Origin of the sequence: Georgenia sunbinii, from assembly GCF_036421875.1 — a bacterium.
In the GTDB taxonomy this organism is placed as follows: Bacteria; Actinomycetota; Actinomycetes; order Actinomycetales; family Actinomycetaceae; genus Georgenia_B; species Georgenia_B sunbinii.
In genome coordinates this window covers 270,703-288,450 of record NZ_JAZGOL010000003.1, presented here as the reverse complement: position 1 = coordinate 288,450, position 17,748 = coordinate 270,703, and the positions used below count along the sequence as shown (strand labels likewise).

Here is a 17,748-nt window from a genome sequence, read left to right as displayed (position 1 = left end):
AACCCTCGAAGCACACAGGAGAGATGTGGCCGAGTACATCTACTCGATGGTCAAGGCACGCAAGGCGCACGGCGAGAAGGTCATCCTCGACGACGTGACCATGGCGTTCTACCCCGGCGCGAAGATCGGCATGCTCGGTCCGAACGGCGCCGGCAAGTCGACGATCCTCAAGATCATGGCCGGGCTCGACCAGCCCTCCAACGGCGAGGCGCACCTGACCCCCGGCTACAGCGTCGGGATCCTGCTGCAGGAGCCGCCGCTGGACGAGACCAAGACCGTCCTGGAGAACGTCCAGGAGGGTGTCGCCGGCATCAAGGGCAAGCTCGACCGCTTCAACGCCATCGGCGAGGAGATGGCGAACCCGGACGCGGACTTCGACGCGCTCATGGCCGAGATGGGCACGCTCCAGACGGAGATCGACGCCGCCAACGCGTGGGACCTCGACTCGCAGCTCGAGCAGGCGATGGACGCGCTGCGCCTCCCGCCGCCCGACGCCGACGTCACCGTGCTCTCCGGTGGTGAGCGCCGCCGGGTCGCGCTGTGCAAGCTGCTCCTCGAGGCACCGGACCTCCTGCTGCTCGACGAGCCCACCAACCACCTCGACGCCGAGTCGGTGATGTGGCTCGAGCAGCACCTGGCCAAGTACGCCGGCGCCGTCATCGCCATCACTCACGACCGGTACTTCCTCGACCACGTCGCCGAGTGGATCGCTGAGGTCGACCGCGGCCGGCTCTACCCCTACGAGGGCAACTACTCCACCTACCTGGAGAAGAAGGGCGCCCGGCTGCAGGTGCAGGGCAAGAAGGACGCCAAGCTGCAGAAGCGCCTCAAGGACGAGCTCGAGTGGGTCCGCTCCAGCGTCAAGGGGCGCCAGGCCAAGTCCAAGGCCCGGCTCGCCCGCTACGAGGAGATGGCCGCAGAGGCCGACCGCACCCGCAAGCTCGACTTCGAGGAGATCCAGATCCCGCCGGGCCCGCGGCTGGGCTCGATCGTCATCGAGGCGAAGGACCTGGAGAAGGGCTTCGGCGACCGGAAGCTCATCGACAACCTCTCGTTCACGCTGCCCCCCAACGGCATCGTCGGCGTCATCGGCCCCAACGGCGTCGGGAAGACCACCCTGTTCAAGACGATCGTCGGCCTCGAGCCGCTCGACGCGGGTGACCTGAAGATCGGCGAGACGGTCAAGATCTCCTACGTCGACCAGAGCCGCGGTGGCCTGGACCCGAAGAAGACGCTGTGGGAGGTCGTCTCCGACGGCCTCGACTTCATCCAGGTCGGCAACGTCGAGATCCCCTCGCGGGCCTACGTCTCACAGTTCGGTTTCAAGGGCCCCGACCAGCAGAAGCCGGCCGGCGTCCTGTCCGGCGGTGAGCGCAACCGCCTCAACCTCGCGCTCACCCTCAAGCAGGGCGGCAACCTGCTGCTGCTGGACGAGCCCACCAACGACCTCGACGTCGAGACCCTCGGCTCGCTGGAGAACGCGCTGCTCAACTTCCCCGGTTGCGCCGTCGTCGTCTCTCACGACCGGTGGTTCCTCGACCGCGTCGCCACCCACATCCTCGCGTGGGAGGGCACCGACGAGAACCCGGCGAGCTGGTACTGGTTCGAGGGCAACTTCGCGGCCTACGAGGAGAACAAGGTCGAGCGCCTCGGCCAGGACGCGGCGCGCCCGCACCGGATGACGTACCGCAAGCTCACCCGCGACTGACGCTCCGTGACCCGACTCACCGTTCCCGTCAAGATCCGCTGGTCCGACATCGACGGTTACGGGCATGTCAACAATGCGGCGATGCTTACCCTCCTCGAGGAGGCGCGCATCGCCGCGTTCTGGGCGGACCCGGCCGACGACGGCGCCGCCGCGGGCGGCCTCCTCGCCGCCGGTGACGGCGCGAGCACCGCGACCCTCATCGCTCACCAGGAGATCGAGTACCTCGCCCCGGTGAAGTACACGACCGCACCGATCGACGTGCAGATGTGGCTGGGACGCCTCGGCGGCGCCAGCCTCGACGTCTGCTACGAGGTCCCCGGGCCGGGCGGTGTCGCCGCCCGCGCCACGACGACACTCGTGCTCGTCGATGCCGCGACCGGCCGGCCCCGCCGGCTCACCGAGGACGAGCGCAGCACCTGGAGCGAGCTGCTCGAGGCGCCGGTGGAGTTCCGCCGGCGCCGATCACGCTGAAGGAGAACCATGTCATCGCCCGTCGGCCCGCCCCGCCTGACACCTGAGCAGCGTCGACGGATCCGGACCGAGGACGTGACCTCGGTGCTCGGTGCGCTGCGCAACCCGCGACGGCTGCGCACCGAGGTGCTCGGCGGACTCGTCGTCGCGCTGGCGCTCATCCCCGAGGCGATCTCGTTCTCCATCATCGCCGGGGTCGACCCGCGGGTAGGACTGTTCGCCTCGTTCACCATGGCGGTGTCGATCGCCTTCCTCGGCGGTCGGCCGGCGATGATCTCGGCGGCCACCGGCGCGGTGGCGCTGGTCATCGCCCCGGTGATGCGCGAGCACGGCATGGACTACCTCATCGCTACCGTCATCCTCGCCGGCATCATCCAGGTCGCGCTCGGCGTGCTCGGCGTCGCGCGGCTCATGCGGTTCATCCCGCGCAGCGTGATGATCGGCTTCGTCAACGCGCTGGCGATCCTCATCGTCCTCGCCCAGCTGCCCTACCTCAGCGACGTGCCGTGGCCGGTGTACGCGATGGTCGCTGCCGGGATCGCGGTGATGGTCTACCTGCCGCGGCTGACCACCGCGGTGCCCGCGCCGCTCGTCGCGATCGTCGTGCTCACCGCGGTGACCCTCGTCTTCTCCATCACGGTCCCCAACGTCGGTGACCAGGGCGAGCTGCCCGACTCGCTGCCGTCGCTGTTCGTGCCCGACGTCCCGCTCACCTGGGAGACGCTGCAGATCATCGGCCCGTTCGCCGCGGGGATGGCGCTCGTCGGGCTCATGGAGTCCCTCATGACGGCCAAGCTCGTCGACGACGTCACCGACACCCGGTCGAACAAGACCCGTGAGGCCTGGGGCCAGGGCACGGCCAACGTGATCACCGGGTTCTTCGGCGGCATGGGCGGCTGCGCGATGATCGGGCAGACGATGATCAACGTCAAGGTCTCCCGCGCCCGGACCCGGATCTCCACGTTCCTCGCCGGGCTGTTCCTGCTCGTGCTCGTCGTCGGCTTCGGCGACATCATCAGCCAGATCCCGATGGCGGCGCTCGTCGCGGTGATGATCATGGTCTCGGTGGGCACCTTCGACTGGCACTCGGTGCACCCGCGCACGCTGCGGCGGATGCCCAAGAGCGAGACCGCCGTCATGCTCGCCACCGTCGCGGTCACCGTGGCCACCGGCAACCTGGCGATCGGGGTCATCACCGGCGTGGTGGTGGCGGCCGTGATGTTCGTCAACCGGGTCGCGCACATGACCGAGGTCGTCGAGGTCGCGCACCCGGACGCCGACACCCGGGTCTACGCCGTGCTCGGCGAGCTGCTGTGGGCGTCGTCCAACGACCTCGTCTACCAGTTCGACTACGCCGGTGATCCCCAGAACGTCGTCATCGACCTCTCCCGGTCCCACATCTGGGACGCGTCGACGGTGGCGACCCTGGACGCCATCACCCACAAGTACCGGCAGCGCGGCAAGAACGTGACCATCACCGGGCTCAACGAGGCGAGCGCGGCCCGGCACGGCCGGCTCGCCGGGCACCTCAGCACGGACTGAGCGCCGCCCGCACTGACTCAGTCCGCGATGCCGTCGATCAGCGGTGCGAGGATGGCGGAGACGGCCGCCGCAGCATCGGCCGGGGCCTCGTCGATGATCGCGTGGACGAGCCGCTCGTGCTCGGCCTGGTGGGGATCGTCGGCGTGGTCGACGTCGTCCGCCAGCACCTCCTCGTAGAGGGGGACGAGGCCGTCGTAGAGCTCGGTGAACAGCTCGTTGTGCGTCGCGGCGATGACCGCACGGTGCAGGGCGAGGTCGGCGGCGACCCGCACGCTCCGGTCCGTCGACTCCCACGCCCGGGTGCGGGCATGGAGCGCGCCGAGCAGTGCGGCGACGTCGGCGTCGTCGCGTCGGCGCGCGGCGATGGCCGACGCGGCGCCGTCGATCGCGTCGCGCAGCTCGAGGACATCGCGGCGAGCGACCCGCGACGCGCGACGCGCGACGGATGTCACGAGCTCCGAGCGTGCGATGACGAACGTGCCGCGTCCCTGCTCGCGGCGGACCAGCCCTGCCTGCACGAGCGACTGGATCGCCTCCCGGACGGTGTTGCGCCCCGCCCCGACCCACGCCATGAGCTCGGCCTCGACCGGGATCCGCTCGCCGACGGGCCACGTGCCCGACGCGATCGCGTCGTGGAACCGCGCCGTCACGGTGTCGGTCATGCTCGGCGCCTTGCGCACGGGGGTGGGGGACCCGCTAGAGTCGAGCCGATTCATCCCATCATCCTACCTTTGGACTATCCGTGACCGACCGAGTCCGCGCGAGTGCGCTTCCCGTGCTTGCCGTCATCCTCACTGCCCTCAATCTACGCACCGCGGTCACCGGGTTCACGCCCCTCCTCGACCTCATCGGCGCGGACCTCGGCTTCGGGCCCTCGCTCTACGGCGTGCTGGGCACGATCGTCACCGCGAGCTTCGCCGTGTTCGGGCTGCTGGCAGCCTCCGTCGCGCGCCGGCTGGGACTCGAGCGCACGATCGCGATCGCGGTCGTGCTCACCACGGCCGGCATCCTGCTGCGCGCGCTCTCGCCGTCGACGCCGGCGCTCGTGGCGTCCACCGTCATCGCGTTCACCGGCGTCGGCGCGTCCAACGTGCTCGTCATCCCGTTGGTGAAGAAGTACTTCGCCGCGCACCTCAAGGCGGTGAGCTCGCTCTACATCGCCCTGCTGCAGGTCGGCCAGTTCGTCGCGCCGCTCGTCGCGATGCCGGTGGCGCTCGCGGTGGGCTGGCGGTGGGCGATCGGGATGTGGGCGCTGCTGACCGGCGTCGCCGCCGTGCTGTTCATCGCCCTCGCAGGGCGATCAGGCGTCGTCGAGCGTCCCACGGACGAGGCCCCGGTGCGCCTCGCGGGCGCCTGGCGCACTCCGCTGCTGTGGTCGTTGGTGCTCATGATGGGGATCACCAGCCTCAACGTCCACGCGGTGTTCACCTGGCTTCCCGCGATCCTCGTCGACGCGGGCGCCGACCCTGCGTCAGGCGGGGCGCTGCTGGCGCTCTTCTCGGTGCTCGGGCTCCCGGCGGCGTTCGTCGTGCCGCCCCTGGCCATCCGGATGCGCAACCCGTTCGTCATCGTCGCGGTGTGCACGGCCTGCATGGTCGCGGGCTACCTGGGCCTGCTGCTCTCGCCCGCCGCCGGAGCAGTCGTGTGGGTGGTGCTCCTCGGGCTCGGCGTCAGCACGTTCCCGCTGTGCCTGACGCTCGTCAACGCGCGCACGAGCACCACCGCCGGCGCCACCGTGCTGTCGGGCGCTATGCAGGGCGTCGGGTACGCCATCGCGTGCCTCGGGCCGTTCGGCATCGGAGCGCTCTACGCGGCCTCTGGGACCTGGACCGGCTCGTTCGTCGTGCTGTTCACCAGCCTCGCCGTGCTCCTCGTCAGCGGGTACGTCGCGTGCCGTCCCGCCACGCTCGAGGACCAGGTGCAGCGCGAACCGGAGCTCGCCCACAGCTGGTGACCGCGCCTCAGCGGCGGCGGCGCCGCAGCAGCAGCGCTGCGGCGAGGAAAAGGCCCAGCAGGCCGGCGGTGGTCACCAGCGCCGGCGTCGCCGCGTTGTCTGCGGCCGTGTCGTCGGCGGCCGCGGCGGCCGGCTGCGCGGTGCCGGCCGGCGGCACCGGCAGCGGGGACTCCAGCGCCGCCAGCGTCATGACGGCGAGCGACGCCGTCCAGCCGAGGGTGGCCACCGCCGCCGGCCGTCCCTGCGGGTCGACCTTCTCCGGGAAGGCGCCGATCGAGGTGCGGTGGTCGTCCAGCCAGTCGACCAGCGCGGCCGCCCGGTCGGTCTGCCCGTCCTGCGCCCAGGCGAGCGCGAAGAACATCGTCTCAGGGGTCCACGTCATGTCGTCGCGCCACGCCTCGCCCGGCTGCACCCCGCCGGTCTCCTGCACCAGCGCCTGCCAGCTGGTGTCGAGCTCGGCGAGGACGACGTCGTCGGCCGGGTTGAAGGGCGGCGCCAACCAGGTGACGGCGGAGTCCTTGCCGCTGCCGGCGACGATCGTGCGCTGGTAGCCGATCGAGCCGAAGGACATGTCGATCCCGCGCTGCAGGTGGTCGGCGGCCGCGAACCACCGCGTGGCGTCGTCGTGCTCCTCGGCCGTCTCGGCGATGGCCGCCGCCGCGCGCAGGCCGGCGAGCAGCGGCGCCGCGGTGCCGAGGTTCGGCGCCGGGTAGCCGCTCTCCCAGTAGTCCGGGCGTGCGGGCGGGATGCCGTTCTCGTCGAGGCTGGCGGCGGCGTGGTCGGCCGCCGCCCGGACCGTCGGGTAGAGCTCGGCGATCGCGGCCTCCCGCTGCTCCTCGGGGGCGGCCTGCAGGTACTGCCAGGTGGCCCACGGAAACCAGCCGTTGGCGTCCAGCTGCCAGCCGCGGGAGTCCGGTGGGCCGGAGCCGTCGAGCCGGGTGCGGGCCTCCCAGGTGCCGTCCGCCCGCTGCGTCTCGGCGATGAACCGCAGGATCCGGTAGGACTCCTCCAGGTGCCCGGTGACGGTGAACGCCACCGAGGTGAACGCCGAGTCCCGCGGCCAGGAGTACTTCCACGCGCCGAACCACGCCGCGGCCACCGCGCCGTTCTCCTGCAGCAGCAGCCGCATGTCCAGCAGCGCGCGCTCGCTCATCTCCCGGTCGTCGTCGGCGCCCGGGACGGTGCCCGAGGCGAGCCAGGCGCGGCTCTCCTCGATCTGCGCGAGGGCCTCGGCGTGCCCGGCCGGGACGACCGTCGGTGCGATCGCGCCGTCGGGCAGGTACAGCCACTGGCCGTCCGGCAGCTCCAGCACGCTGGACGCCCGGACGTACTGCGCCCCGGCCACCTCGAAGGTGGACAGCGCGTAGCGGTTGCCGGGTGTCCCCAGCAGTCCCGCCGGGTTCACCTCCGGGTGGTCCGTCGCGAGCGGCCGCCAGCACTCGTTGACCGCGGCGCAGCCCCCGGGAGCGAGCGAGTCGTTGACGTAGAACGCCAGGTTCCAGCTGGCGAACCGCTCGGCGGGCGGCGCCCCGTACTGCACCCAGCCGCCCCAGTAGGAGAGGTCGTGGTTCCACATCGGTGCGCCGGGAGCCTCGTCGCGGTCTCCCCACCACGTGACCGGGCCGTCGGTGCCGGTGGCCTGCAGGACGAGCGCGTACGGCTCGCCCGGCCGTACCTCGACGTCGTCGAAGCTGAGCCGCAGCCAGCCTTTGCCGGTGCCACCCAGTGCCTCGAGGTCCACCACGGCGTCGGCGACCTCGGTGGCTGGGTCGGTGACGTCGGTGCGGACCGAGGCCACGACCGTGCCCGTCGTCGACTCGCTGACGATCCAGGCGCCGAGGCTGCGCAGCTCGGTGTCGGCGGTGACGAAGACCTGTGCGGCGGCGTTCCCCTCGCCGCGGATGTCGAGGTTGGCGTAGTCGTGGCCGGGCTGGGCGTCGTGGATCGCCTCGGTCGCTGCCCCGGCAGGCTCGGCCGCGGCGGGCCCGGCACCGGTCAGGAGGAGGACGGCCACCGCGAGGAGCGCGCGCAGGCGCAGCGGGGAGACCATGGTCCGTCGAACCTAGTTCGCTGCCAGGGCCCGGGGCAAAGCCGGCCGTCAGGAAAGCAGCTCGATCACCGCGACCTCGGTCTCGTCGGGGGTGGTGGCCGGCGCCGGGACGGTCTGGCCGCGGGCGAAGGCGGCGACCACCTGGGGGTCGATGTAGGAGCCGCGGGCGACGGCGGGGGTGTTGCCCAGCTCCTGGGCGACCCGCGCGACCGCCGCCCGGACCGCCGCCTGCTCCTCGCGCGCGGAGGTGGGCGGGTCCGCCTGGGCGAGGGTGACCGCCGCGAGGACCGTGCCGCGCCAGGTGCGGAAGTCCTTGGCGCTCGCCTCGGGGCCGAGGCGCTCCTTGAGGTAGGTGCTGATGTCGGCCGAGGACACGTCGACCCAGCGGCGCGCACCGTCGCGGTAGGCGAGCAGCTCGTCCCCGCCGCCGCGACGGCGCCGCAGCGTGGTGAGCGGCCCGACGAGCTCGTCGTCGTGCAGCACCAGCGACTGGCGCATGCCGGACTTCGCGACGAACCGGAACTCCAGGGCGCCGTCGCGCGAGATCCGCAGGTGGTCCTTGCGCAGCGTGGCCAGCCCGTACGTCTCGTGGCGGGTCGCGTACACCTCGCCGCCGATGCGGAACGCGCCGCCGTCGAGCAGCCGGAAGGCGACGGCGAGGGCACGGTCGCGCGGGAATCCGGGCAGCGCGAGGTGCTCGGCGACGGTCCGGCGGGCGGCCGGCAGGTCCTTGGCGACCTCCAGCACGTGGTGGTGCTTGGCACGCTCGCGGCGTTCGCGCCACTTCTCGTGGTAGAGGTACTGCCGCCGGCCGGCGTCGTCGGTCCCCACCGCCTGGACGTGGCCGGCCGGGTCCCGGCAGATCCACACCTCTTGCCACGCCGGCGGGATGACCAGCGCCTGGCAGCGCGCGAGGACGTCGGGGTCCGTGACCCGCCGCCCGTCCGCGTCGAGGTAGCTGAACCCGCGCCCGCTGCGCCGGCGCGTGAGGCCGGGAGCATCGACGCTCACCCTGCGCAGCCGCACCGCGGGCTCAGTCCCGGTGCAGCCGGATCATGCCCTCTTGGGCCACGGTGGCCACGAGGGTGCCTGCCCGGTCGAAGACGCGCGCCAGGCCCAGCCCGCGGCCGCCCTGCGCGCTGGGGGCGTCCTGGACGTATAGCAGCCACTCGTCGACGCGGACGTCGCGGTGCCACCACATCGCGTGGTCGAGGCTCGCCACCGACAGCCCAGGAGCCAGCCAGCCCAGCTCGTGACGTCGGAGCACCGGCTCGAGCATGACCTGGTCGCAGGCATAGGCGAGCAGCGCCCGGTGGAGCAGCTGGCCGCCCTCGACGCGGCCGCGCGAGCGCATCCACAGCGCCTGCCGGCTCAACGGGGAGCGACCGCGAGGGGTGTAGATCTGGCCGTCGACGTGCCGGATGTCGAAGGCGCCGTTCTTTGCGTAGAAGCGCGCCGCCGGGTGGTCGTAGCGCGCGAACAGGTCCGCCGAGCTCTCCAGCTGCTCCGGCGGCGGTGCCTGCGGCGGCGCCTCGAAGTGGTCGAGGCCGGCCTGCTCCGCCTGGAAGGAGGTGATCATCGACAGGATCGGCTCGTCGTCCTGGAGGGCGTGGGTGCGCCGGGCGCTGAACGACCCGCCGTCGCGCAGCCGCTCCACCTCGAAGCTGATCGGGCGGTCCAACCGGCCCGGCCGCAGGAAGTAGCCGTGCACCGAGTGCGGCAGCCGGGGCTGCGGCAGCCCGGCGTCGGAGACGGTGAGCGCGGCGGCGACGAGCGACTGCGCGAGGACCTGACCGCCGTAGACGCGGCCGCTGAGGTGCTCGAGGGAGTCGCCGAGGCACCGGTCGGGGGCGATGTGCTCGAGGTCGAGGAGCGCGAGCACGGCGGCCAGCGCCTCGGTCGGCTCGCCCACGTCCACCGTGCTCATGGCTGCTCCATGGTGTTGACCAGCGAGTACGCGGCGCGCACGAGGTAGTCCCACAGCAGGTCCTCGTGCTCGGCCGACAGCCCGAGCTCGTCGACGCCGTCGCGCATGTGCGCCAGCCAGCGGTCGCGGGCGAGCGGCGTCACCGCGTACGGCGCGTGCCGCATCCGCAGCCGCGGGTGGCCCCGGGTCTCGGAGTAGGTCGACGGGCCGCCCCAGTACTGCTCGAGGAACATCGTCAGCCGCTCGACGGCGCCGTCGAAGTCCTCCGGCGGGTACATCGGGGCGAGGACGTCGTCCTCCCGCACGCCGGCGTAGAAGCGGCGGACGAGGCGCTCGAAGGTCGCCCGACCGCCCATCGCCTGGTAGACCGTCACCTCCGGCGATGCCCCGGCGGTCACAGGCCGAGCTCGTCGAGGATCGGCAGCCGGCCGCGGACCATCGCCCGGGCATGCTCGGCCGACTCGGCGCCCAGTGCCAGCTGCGCCAGCTCCTGGCAGCGCTCGAACGAGGTCCGCGACAGCACGGCGTCGACGTCGGCCAGCGCCCGCGGCGACATCGACAGCGAGCTCACCCCCAGGCCGACGAGCACGACGGCGGACGCCGGGTCGGCGGCGGACTCGCCGCACACGCCCACCGGGCGCCCCTGCTGCTCGCCTCCCTGGCAGGCCGCGTGGATCAGCCGCAGCACTGCCGGCTGGAAGGCGTCGGACAGCAGCGCCAGCGAGCCCAGCAGGCGGTCGGCGGCCATCGTGTACTGGGTGAGGTCGTTGGTGCCGATGGAGGCGAACGAGGCCCGGGCGAGGATCGGCCCGGCGAGGAGCGCGGCGCTCGGCACCTCGATCATCACCCCGGCGGTGCTCAACCCGTACTTGCTGCAGGCGGCGACGAACTCCTCGGTCTCGTTGACCGTGGCGATCATCGGCGCCATCACCCACACGTCCGCCCGCTCGGCCTCGGCGGCCCTGGCGATCGCGGACAGCTGGTTGTCGAGGATCTTGGGGTTGCGCCACGACGTGCGCAGGCCGCGGATCCCGAGCGCCGGGTTGGGCTCAGCGGTATCGGTGAGGAACGGCATCGGCTTGTCCGCGCCGGCGTCGAGCGTGCGGATGACGACCTTCTTGCCCGGGAACGCGGAGAGCACGGTGCGGTACTGCTCGACCTGCTCGGCGACGCTCGGTTCCTCGGCCCGGTCGAGGAAGCAGAACTCGGTGCGGAACAGTCCCACGCCCTCGGCGCCGGCGGCCGCCGCCTGCGCCGCCCCGGCGGGCTCGCCCACGTTGGCGAGGAGCTGGACCCGGCGACCGTCGCTGGTGCGTCCGGTGCCGTCGAAGGTGCGGGACTGGGCCGCGATCCGCTCGGCGGCGCGGACCTGCGCCTCGCTCGGGTCGGCGACGACGGTCCCGGCGGCGCCGTCGACCAGCACGGGCAGCCCTTCGGTGAGCAGCTCGATCGCGTGCCGGGCGCCGACGATCGCGGGGATCCCTAGCGAGCGGGCGAGGATCGCGGTGTGCGAGGTCGGGCCGCCCTCGGCGGTGACGATCGCCCGGACCTTGGTGGGGTCGAGCTGCGCGGTGTCGGCCGGCGCGAGGTCGACCGCCACGAGGACGAAGGGCACGTCCCGTCGCGGGATGCCGGGCATCGGCAGGCCCTGCAGGCTGGCGACGATGCGGTCGCGCACGTCCCGGATGTCGCGGGCACGCTCGGCCATGTAGCCACCGAGCGCGAGGAACTGCTCGGCGATGCCCTCGGCGGCCTGCCAGACGGCGAGCACCGGGGTGCGGCGGGTGTCGCGGACGGTCGCCCGGGCCACGTCCAGCAGTGCCGGGTCAACGGCCATCTGGGCGGTGGTCTCCAGCACCTCCCGGCTCTGGCCGACGGTGGCGGCAGCAGCCGCGGTGAGGCTCTCGGACACCAGCCGGGCATGGTGACCGACGGCTGACGCCGCGGCGTCGGCGTCGGCGTCCTCGGGGAGCCGGTCGTAGGGATCGGGGGCCTCGACGGCGCCAACGAACTGTGCCACCCGGGCCGCGGCGCGCCCGGGACTGACTCCCACGCCGGTGACGGCGATGGTCCCCGGCTCGACCTGCTCAGTGGTCACATGCACTCCTGTTTCACGTCGGTGTCCCGTCCGGACAGTGTCCCACTGCACGACGTCGTCCGCGACGAGCAGCGTCGGGTCGGCGACGAGACTACCGGCCCGCCGGGCGCGCCACAGCGCATCGCGTGCGGCGGCATGGGATTCTGTCAGGATCACGTGACCGGCCGGTGGCCGAGTCCGGGCGCACAGCGAGGAGCGAACGAGCCAGTGAACACGACACGCCCACAGGGCAGCGGCGACGTGCCCAGCGACGTGCTGCAGCGCCTGGCGCAGCGCCACGGCGTGGCGACGGAGTTCTGGGACTTCACCGGCAACCACCGGGTGGTCCCGGCGAGCACCATCACCGCGGTGCTCGCGGCGCTGGGTATCACGGCCGGCACCGACGCCGCGGCCGCTGCCGCGCTCCAGGACGCCGATGACGCCCCGTGGCTGACGGTGCTGCCACCGAGCGTGGTCGTGCGGACGGGCGAGGAGCGCGAGGTCGCCAGCCACGTGCCCGACGGCTCGGAGGTCGAGGTCCACGTCTCGCTCGAGGACGGCGGGCGTCGCAGCGCGCGTCAGCTCGACCGGTGGGTCGAGCCGCGTGACGTCGACGGCCGGCGCGTCGGCCGCGCGAGCTTCGTCCTGCCGGCGGACCTGCCGCTGGGCTGGCACGAGCTGGTCGCCGTCGTCGACGGCGTCGAGGCGGGGCGCTGCGCGCTGGCCGTCACCCCGGCGGCGATGGCGCCGCCGAGCGTCCCGGCCACCGGCGGCTGGGGCATGATGGCCCAGCTCTACTCCGTGCGGTCGGCGGACTCCTGGGGGATCGGCGACCTCGCCGACCTCGCCGAGCTCGGCAGCCTCTTCGGTGGTGAGGGCGCCGACTTCCTGCTCATCAACCCGCTGCACGCGGCCGAGCAGACCGGCCACATGACCCCGTCGCCCTACCTGCCGGTGACCCGGCGGTTCGTCAACCCGATCTACATCAGGCCCGAGGACATCCGCGAGTGCGCCTACCTCGGCGGGCCGCAGCGCGCCCTCGTCGAGTGGGCGGCCGAGGAGGTCCGCGGCACCGCCACGGCCCCGGGGCCGATCGACCGCGACGCCGCGTGGGCCGCCAAGCGCCAGGCGCTCGAGGTCATCTACGCCGCCGGCCGCTCCCCGGCACGGCAGCGGCTGCTCGACGAGTTCCGGGCCGGGCAGGGCCAGGGCCTGGAGGACTTCGCGCTGTGGTGCGCGATCCACGAGCGCCACGAGGGCGAGGCATGGCCGGCCGAGCTGCAGGACATCGCCTCCCCGGCCGTCTACCGGGTGCGCCACGAGCTCGCCGACCGCCTCGACTACTACGTCTGGCTGCAGTGGGTCGCCGACCTCCAGCTCGCCGCCGCGCAGTCCCTCGCCCGTGCCTCGGGGATGTCGATCGGGATCATGCACGACCTCGCCGTGGGGGTCCACCCCGGCGGCGCGGACTCCTGGACCGACCAGGACGTCTTCGCGCACGGCATCGGCGTGGGCGCCCCGCCGGACATGTACAACCAGCAGGGGCAGAACTGGTCGCAGCCGCCGTGGCGGCCCGACGCCCTCGCGGCGAGCGGGTACGCCCCCCTGCGCGACATGGTCCGCACCGTGCTGCGCCACGCCGGGGCGGTACGGGTGGACCACATCCTCGGGCTGTTCCGGCTGTGGTGGATCCCCGACGGCCACGGCGCCGCGGACGGCACCTACGTGCGCTACGACCACGAGGCGATGGTCGGTGTCCTCATGCTCGAGGCGCACCGTGCCGGCGCCGTCGTCATCGGTGAGGACCTCGGGACCGTCGAGCCCTGGGTGCGCGACTACCTGGCCGAGCGCGGCGTGCTCGGCACCTCGGTGCTGTGGTTCGAGAAGGACGGCGACGACGCGCCGCTGCGTCCCGAGGAGTACCGCGAGCTGGTGCTCGCCACCGTCAGCACCCACGACCTGCCGCCGACCGCCGGCTACCTCGCGGAGGAGCACGTCGACCTGCGCGAGCGGCTCGGCCTGCTCACCGAGCCGGTCCCCACGGTGCGGCTGGCCGCCCGCCGGGAGCGGGAGCGGATGCTCGACCGGCTGCGCGAGTACGAGCTGCTGCCCGCGGGGGCCACCGAGCGGCAGATCGTCGAGGCGCTGCACGTCTACATCGCGCGGACTCCCGCCCAGCTGGTCGGCGTCGCGCTCGTCGACGCGGTGGGGGAGCGGCGCGCCCAGAACCAGCCCGGCACCGACACCGAGTACCCGAACTGGAAGGTGCCGCTGGCAGACGGGTCTGAGCGTCCGGTGCCGGTGGAGGAGCTCGCCGGCTCCGCCCGGCTGGCGTCGCTGATGAAGGTCGTGCGCGGCGCGATGGCCGAGCGCGCCCGGTAGGACGCGCCCTCACTCCTTCTTCTTGTCCTCCTCGGCGGCCCGCTTGCCGGTGGAGACCGCCGCCGCCTCCTGCGCCTCGTCGAACACCGACGGCGCGGCCACGCCACCGTCGCCCTCGTCCTCACGGCCGGGCGTCTTGAGCTGGAACCTGGTGATGACGAAGCGGAACAGGAAGTAGTAGATGACCGCGTACCCGAGGCCGATGACGATGATCAGCAACGGCCGGGTGGCGATGTTGAAGTTGAGCAGGTAGTCGATGGCGCCGGCGGAGAAGGTGAACCCGCTCTTGATGTCCAGCGCGTTGACCAGCGCCAACGATGTCCCGGTGAGCACCGCGTGCAGCGCGTACAGCGGGAAGGCGACGTAGGCGAAGGCGAACTCGAGCGGCTCGGTGATCCCGGTGAGGAACGCGGTGAGCGCGACCGACACCATGATCCCGCCGGTGATCTTGCGGCGGGCGGGCTTGGCGGTGTGCCAGATCGCCAGCGCCGCGGCGGGCAGCGCGAACATCATGATCGGGAAGAAGCCGGTCATGAAGGTGCCCGCGGTGGGGTCGCCGGCGAGGAAGCGGAAGATGTCGCCTTGGGCGGTCACCCCGGTGTCGGGGTTGGTGAACTCACCGAACTGGAACCACGGCAGGTTGTTGAGCAGGTGGTGCAGCCCGAACGGGATGAGCAGCCGGTTGACGGTACCGAACACGAAGCCACCGACGACGGAGTTGCCCGGGTTGGTCACCCAGTCGCCGAAGCCGGTGATGACGGTGTCGAAGACCGGGTAGAGGAAGGCGAAGACCACCGCGACGACGACGGCGGTGAAGGCCGTGATGATCGGCACGAAGCGCCGGCCCCCGAAGAACGCCAGGTAGGGCGGCAGCTTGATGCGGTAGTACCGCTGGTAGAGCACCGCCGCCACGATGCCGATGGTGATCCCGCCGAGGACGCCGTAGTTGATCGAGTGCTCGATGATCGCCTCACCGCTCTCGGCGTCCAACGTCCCGGTGTCCGCCTCGGTGCCGAAGGTCCCGCCCCACGGCGCGGTCATCGGGGCCAGCGCGCCGAGCACGTTGGTGAGCACGAGGTAGCCGATGACCGCCGCGAGCGCCGTCGAGCCGTCGGACTTGCGGGCGAAGCCGACGGCGACGCCGACCGCGAAGAGCATCGGCAGGTTGTCCATGAGCGCGCCACCGGCGGCGGCGAACACGTCGGCGACCGGCTGCACCCAGCCCATGGCGGACCAGCTCGCGACGCCGTCGGCGCCGAGCATGTCCGGCTGCCCCAGCCGCAGCAGGATGCCGGCGGCGGGTAGCGAGGCGATCGGCAGCATGAGGGACCGGCCCACACGCTGCAGCTGGGCGAAGCCCGGGATCGGCCGGCGCTCCTTCTTGGCGGGTGCGGAGCCGGCGGTTGCTGCTGACACGGTCATCTCCTCATCGAGTGCAGATGCGCGGGTGGTGCCCCACTAGACCGTCGGCGGATCGACCTGTCAACACCGTGGCGGGCGAGTCGCCGGGGTGTCCGCTGCCGCTGAGCCGGTTACTGTGGGGATGTATGCGGCGGCGCAGTCGGCGACCGCACCAGACAGCGGCACAGGCCGTGGATGTGGAGTAACGATGAGCAAGGCAGAGTCCATCCTCGCGGCCCTCGGCGGCGACAAGAACATCGTCGACCTCGAGGCGTGCATCACCCGGATCCGGGTGGAGGTCGAGGACGCGAGCAAGGTGGACGAGTCGGGTCTGCGCGCCGCGGGTGCGTTCGGCGTCGTCCAGCAGGGCAGCGCTGTGCAGGTCGTCGTCGGCCCCGAGGCGGACAACATCGTCGAGGACATCGAGGACCTTCGGTGACGACCCGGGTGCTGGCGCCGGTCGCCGGTACCGCCGTGGCGATGACCGACGTCCCGGACCCGGTGTTCGCGCAGTCGATCGTCGGACCGGGCATCGCCATCGACCCGGACCGTGGCGGTGAGGTCGACGCTGTGTCACCGGTCGACGGCACCATCCTCAAGCTCCACCCGCACGCCTTCGTCGTCGTCGACGGCGACGGCCGCGGGGTGCTCGTCCACCTCGGGCTGGACACCGTCCAGCTCGGGGGCAAGGGCTTCACGCTCCATGCCGCCGAGCAGGACACCGTCAGCGCCGGTCAGGTGCTCATCTCCTGGAACCCCGGCGAGGTGGCGGCCGGTGGCCGGTCGCCGGTGAGCCCGGTCGTTGCGCTCGAGGGCGACGGTGCCGCGCTGACCTTCGCGGTGGCGCCGGGCGACGCCGTGGCGGCGGGGGACACCATCTTCGAGTGGGCGTGACGCTGCGCCGACGGCTGCACGAGACGCTGTCGGCGCCGGGCGCGGGCCTGCTGCTCGACCTCGACGGCACGCTGCTCGACTCCGAGCCGATGCAGCGCGCCGCGTTCCGCTCCTACTTCGTCGCGCGCGGCTGGGACGTGCCCGACGACGTCGTGCGGCAGTTCATGGGACGGCGGGGCCACGAGTCGTTCGCCGCCGTCGACGGGCCGTGGCGCGGTGAGGACCCGGTCGCGCTCACCGACGCGGTGCTCGCGCTCGTCGACCCGGTGGCCCACCCGCCACGCCCGGTCCCCGGCGCCGGGGAGGCGATCGCCGGCTGGCGCGAGCGCGGGCTGCCGGTGTCCCTCGTGACCTCCGCGATGCGGTCGTGGGCGACCGAGGCGCTGGTGCTGCTCGGCGTCGCCGGCGCCGGCGTGGGGCTGGTGACGGCCGAGGACACCCCGGTGGGCAAGCCGGCCGCCGCCCCGTTCCTGCTCGGTGCCCGCCGGCTGGGGGTCGAGCCGGCCGCCTGCGTGGCCGCCGAGGACTCGCTCGCCGGGCTCGCCTCGGCGCGCGCCGCCGGCGTCGGGCTGGTGCTCGGCGTGACGACCAGCCTCGGCCTGGACGCGCTGGCCCAGGCCGGCGCGGACGCCGTCGTGCCCGACCTCCGCCCGCTGGTGCCCTACCCCTCGCGCTCGTAGCGCAGGAAGAGCATCCGCTCGCCCGCGATCGCGTGGCCGAGGCGCATCGGGCGCGTCGTCTGCGCGTCGCCACGGCTGATGCGCGTCGCGCTGCCGCCCTCGAGCTGCGGCGAGAGGGTCAGGCACAGCTCGTCGAGGACGTCGGCCGCGACGAACGAGCCGAACAGCCGCGGGCCGCCCTCGCACAGCACCTGGGTCATCCCCCGGGCGGCGAGCGTGTCGAGCAGGACGTGCAGGTCGACGACGTCGTCGCCGCAGACGAGCACCTCGGCGACCGGCGCCAGCGCGGCACGCCGGTCGGCCGGTGCCCGCCCGTGGGTGACTACCAGCGGCCGTGGCCCCGGCGCGGTGAACACCGCGGCCGTCGGGTCGAGGTCCAGGGACGCCGACACGATGGCCAGCGGCGGCGGGTCCTCGACCCCCAGACCGCCGTAGCCCTCGGCGCGCACCGTGCCGGCCCCGACGACGACGACGTCGGCGAGACTGCGCAGCAGCAGGAGCACCTGCTGGTCCTCCGGGTCGCCGAGCCCGCCGGCGTGACCGTCGTGGGTGGCGGCGCCGTCGAGGCTGGCGACGAAGTTCGCCCGCACCCACCGCCGCGAGCGGTCGGTGCGGCCGTAGGTTGTGAGCAGCTGGTCGTGCGCGAGCATCGTCGTCTCCCG

General features: G+C 72.8%; 16 protein-coding genes. 8 read left to right on the top strand and 8 right to left on the bottom strand.

Annotation, left to right across the window (positions count from 1 at the left end; translation table 11 throughout):
* The first annotated feature begins 25 nt into the window (after positions 1–25).
* From ettA to V2J52_RS09140, 3 genes are read left to right on the top strand one after another with little or no spacing between them, the layout of a single operon-like run.
* Complete coding sequence (gene ettA, locus V2J52_RS09150; protein ID WP_331227380.1) at positions 26–1,708, top strand: energy-dependent translational throttle protein EttA; 1,683 nt, start codon at positions 26–28, stop codon at positions 1,706–1,708.
* Between the two features lie 6 nt (positions 1,709–1,714).
* Positions 1,715–2,179, top strand: a complete 465-nt coding sequence (locus V2J52_RS09145; protein WP_331227379.1) for an acyl-CoA thioesterase — start codon at positions 1,715–1,717, stop codon at positions 2,177–2,179.
* A gap of 9 nt (positions 2,180–2,188) precedes the next feature.
* The gene (locus V2J52_RS09140; RefSeq protein ID WP_331227378.1) at positions 2,189–3,721 is read left to right on the top strand and encodes a SulP family inorganic anion transporter; all 1,533 of its coding nucleotides are present in this window, start codon (positions 2,189–2,191) and stop codon (positions 3,719–3,721) included.
* A gap of 17 nt (positions 3,722–3,738) precedes the next feature.
* Here V2J52_RS09140 and V2J52_RS09135 read toward each other — a convergent pair whose 3' ends face one another.
* Positions 3,739–4,383 (bottom strand): FadR/GntR family transcriptional regulator, encoded by a 645-nt coding sequence (locus tag V2J52_RS09135; RefSeq protein ID WP_331227377.1) that lies wholly within the window; start codon positions 4,381–4,383, stop codon positions 3,739–3,741.
* Positions 4,384–4,463: 80 nt separating this feature from the next.
* Here V2J52_RS09135 and V2J52_RS09130 point away from each other — a divergent pair, with 80 nt between their 5' ends.
* Entirely contained in the window at positions 4,464–5,675 is a 1,212-nt protein-coding gene (locus tag V2J52_RS09130) for an MFS transporter (protein WP_331227376.1), read from the top strand.
* A 7-nt stretch (positions 5,676–5,682) separates the two neighbouring features.
* On the opposite strand, the gene V2J52_RS09125 is transcribed toward V2J52_RS09130, so the two are convergent.
* Genes V2J52_RS09125 through ptsP form a run of 5 tightly spaced genes read right to left on the bottom strand, consistent with a single transcriptional unit; the run spans position 5,683 to position 11,750 of the window.
* On the bottom strand, positions 5,683–7,725 hold the full coding sequence (locus tag V2J52_RS09125) for a glycoside hydrolase family 15 protein (RefSeq protein WP_331227375.1): 2,043 nt from the start codon (positions 7,723–7,725) through the stop codon (positions 5,683–5,685).
* Positions 7,726–7,773: 48 nt separating this feature from the next.
* A complete protein-coding gene (locus V2J52_RS09120; protein ID WP_331227374.1) occupies positions 7,774–8,736 on the bottom strand; it encodes a DNA topoisomerase IB in 963 nt (320 codons plus the stop codon).
* A gap of 22 nt (positions 8,737–8,758) precedes the next feature.
* On the bottom strand, positions 8,759–9,652 hold the full coding sequence (locus tag V2J52_RS09115; protein WP_331227373.1) for an acyl-CoA thioesterase: 894 nt from the start codon (positions 9,650–9,652) through the stop codon (positions 8,759–8,761).
* The gene (locus V2J52_RS09110) at positions 9,649–10,050 is read right to left on the bottom strand and encodes a globin (RefSeq protein ID WP_331227372.1); all 402 of its coding nucleotides are present in this window, start codon (positions 10,048–10,050) and stop codon (positions 9,649–9,651) included. Before V2J52_RS09110 ends, V2J52_RS09115 begins: the two co-directional genes overlap by 4 nt.
* The gene (gene ptsP / locus V2J52_RS09105; RefSeq protein ID WP_331227371.1) at positions 10,047–11,750 is read right to left on the bottom strand and encodes a phosphoenolpyruvate--protein phosphotransferase; all 1,704 of its coding nucleotides are present in this window, start codon (positions 11,748–11,750) and stop codon (positions 10,047–10,049) included. The genes V2J52_RS09110 and ptsP overlap by 4 nt, the downstream gene beginning before the upstream one ends.
* A 207-nt stretch (positions 11,751–11,957) precedes the next feature.
* On the opposite strand from ptsP, the gene malQ reads away from it, so the two are divergent.
* On the top strand, positions 11,958–14,111 hold the full coding sequence (gene malQ / locus V2J52_RS09100; protein ID WP_331227370.1) for a 4-alpha-glucanotransferase: 2,154 nt from the start codon (positions 11,958–11,960) through the stop codon (positions 14,109–14,111).
* 9 nt (positions 14,112–14,120) lie between these two features.
* Here the strand turns inward: malQ and V2J52_RS09095 are convergent, their stop codons facing one another.
* Positions 14,121–15,533, bottom strand: coding sequence for a PTS transporter subunit EIIC (locus V2J52_RS09095; RefSeq protein WP_331227369.1), 1,413 nt, complete (start codon positions 15,531–15,533; stop codon positions 14,121–14,123).
* Between the two features lie 187 nt (positions 15,534–15,720).
* Between V2J52_RS09095 and V2J52_RS09090 the strand changes: the two genes are divergently transcribed.
* From V2J52_RS09090 to V2J52_RS09080, 3 genes are read left to right on the top strand one after another with little or no spacing between them, the layout of a single operon-like run.
* Complete coding sequence (locus tag V2J52_RS09090; protein ID WP_331227368.1) at positions 15,721–15,951, top strand: PTS sugar transporter subunit IIB; 231 nt, start codon at positions 15,721–15,723, stop codon at positions 15,949–15,951.
* The gene (locus tag V2J52_RS09085; protein WP_331227367.1) at positions 15,948–16,406 is read left to right on the top strand and encodes a PTS sugar transporter subunit IIA; all 459 of its coding nucleotides are present in this window, start codon (positions 15,948–15,950) and stop codon (positions 16,404–16,406) included. Before V2J52_RS09090 ends, V2J52_RS09085 begins: the two co-directional genes overlap by 4 nt.
* Positions 16,403–17,086, top strand: coding sequence for an HAD family hydrolase (locus V2J52_RS09080; RefSeq protein WP_331227366.1), 684 nt, complete (start codon positions 16,403–16,405; stop codon positions 17,084–17,086). Before V2J52_RS09085 ends, V2J52_RS09080 begins: the two co-directional genes overlap by 4 nt.
* Here V2J52_RS09080 and V2J52_RS09075 read toward each other — a convergent pair.
* The gene (locus tag V2J52_RS09075) at positions 17,068–17,736 is read right to left on the bottom strand and encodes a pyrimidine reductase family protein (protein ID WP_331227365.1); all 669 of its coding nucleotides are present in this window, start codon (positions 17,734–17,736) and stop codon (positions 17,068–17,070) included. The two genes, V2J52_RS09080 and V2J52_RS09075, sit on opposite strands and share 19 nt — an antisense overlap.
* Positions 17,737–17,748 lie beyond the last annotated feature (12 nt).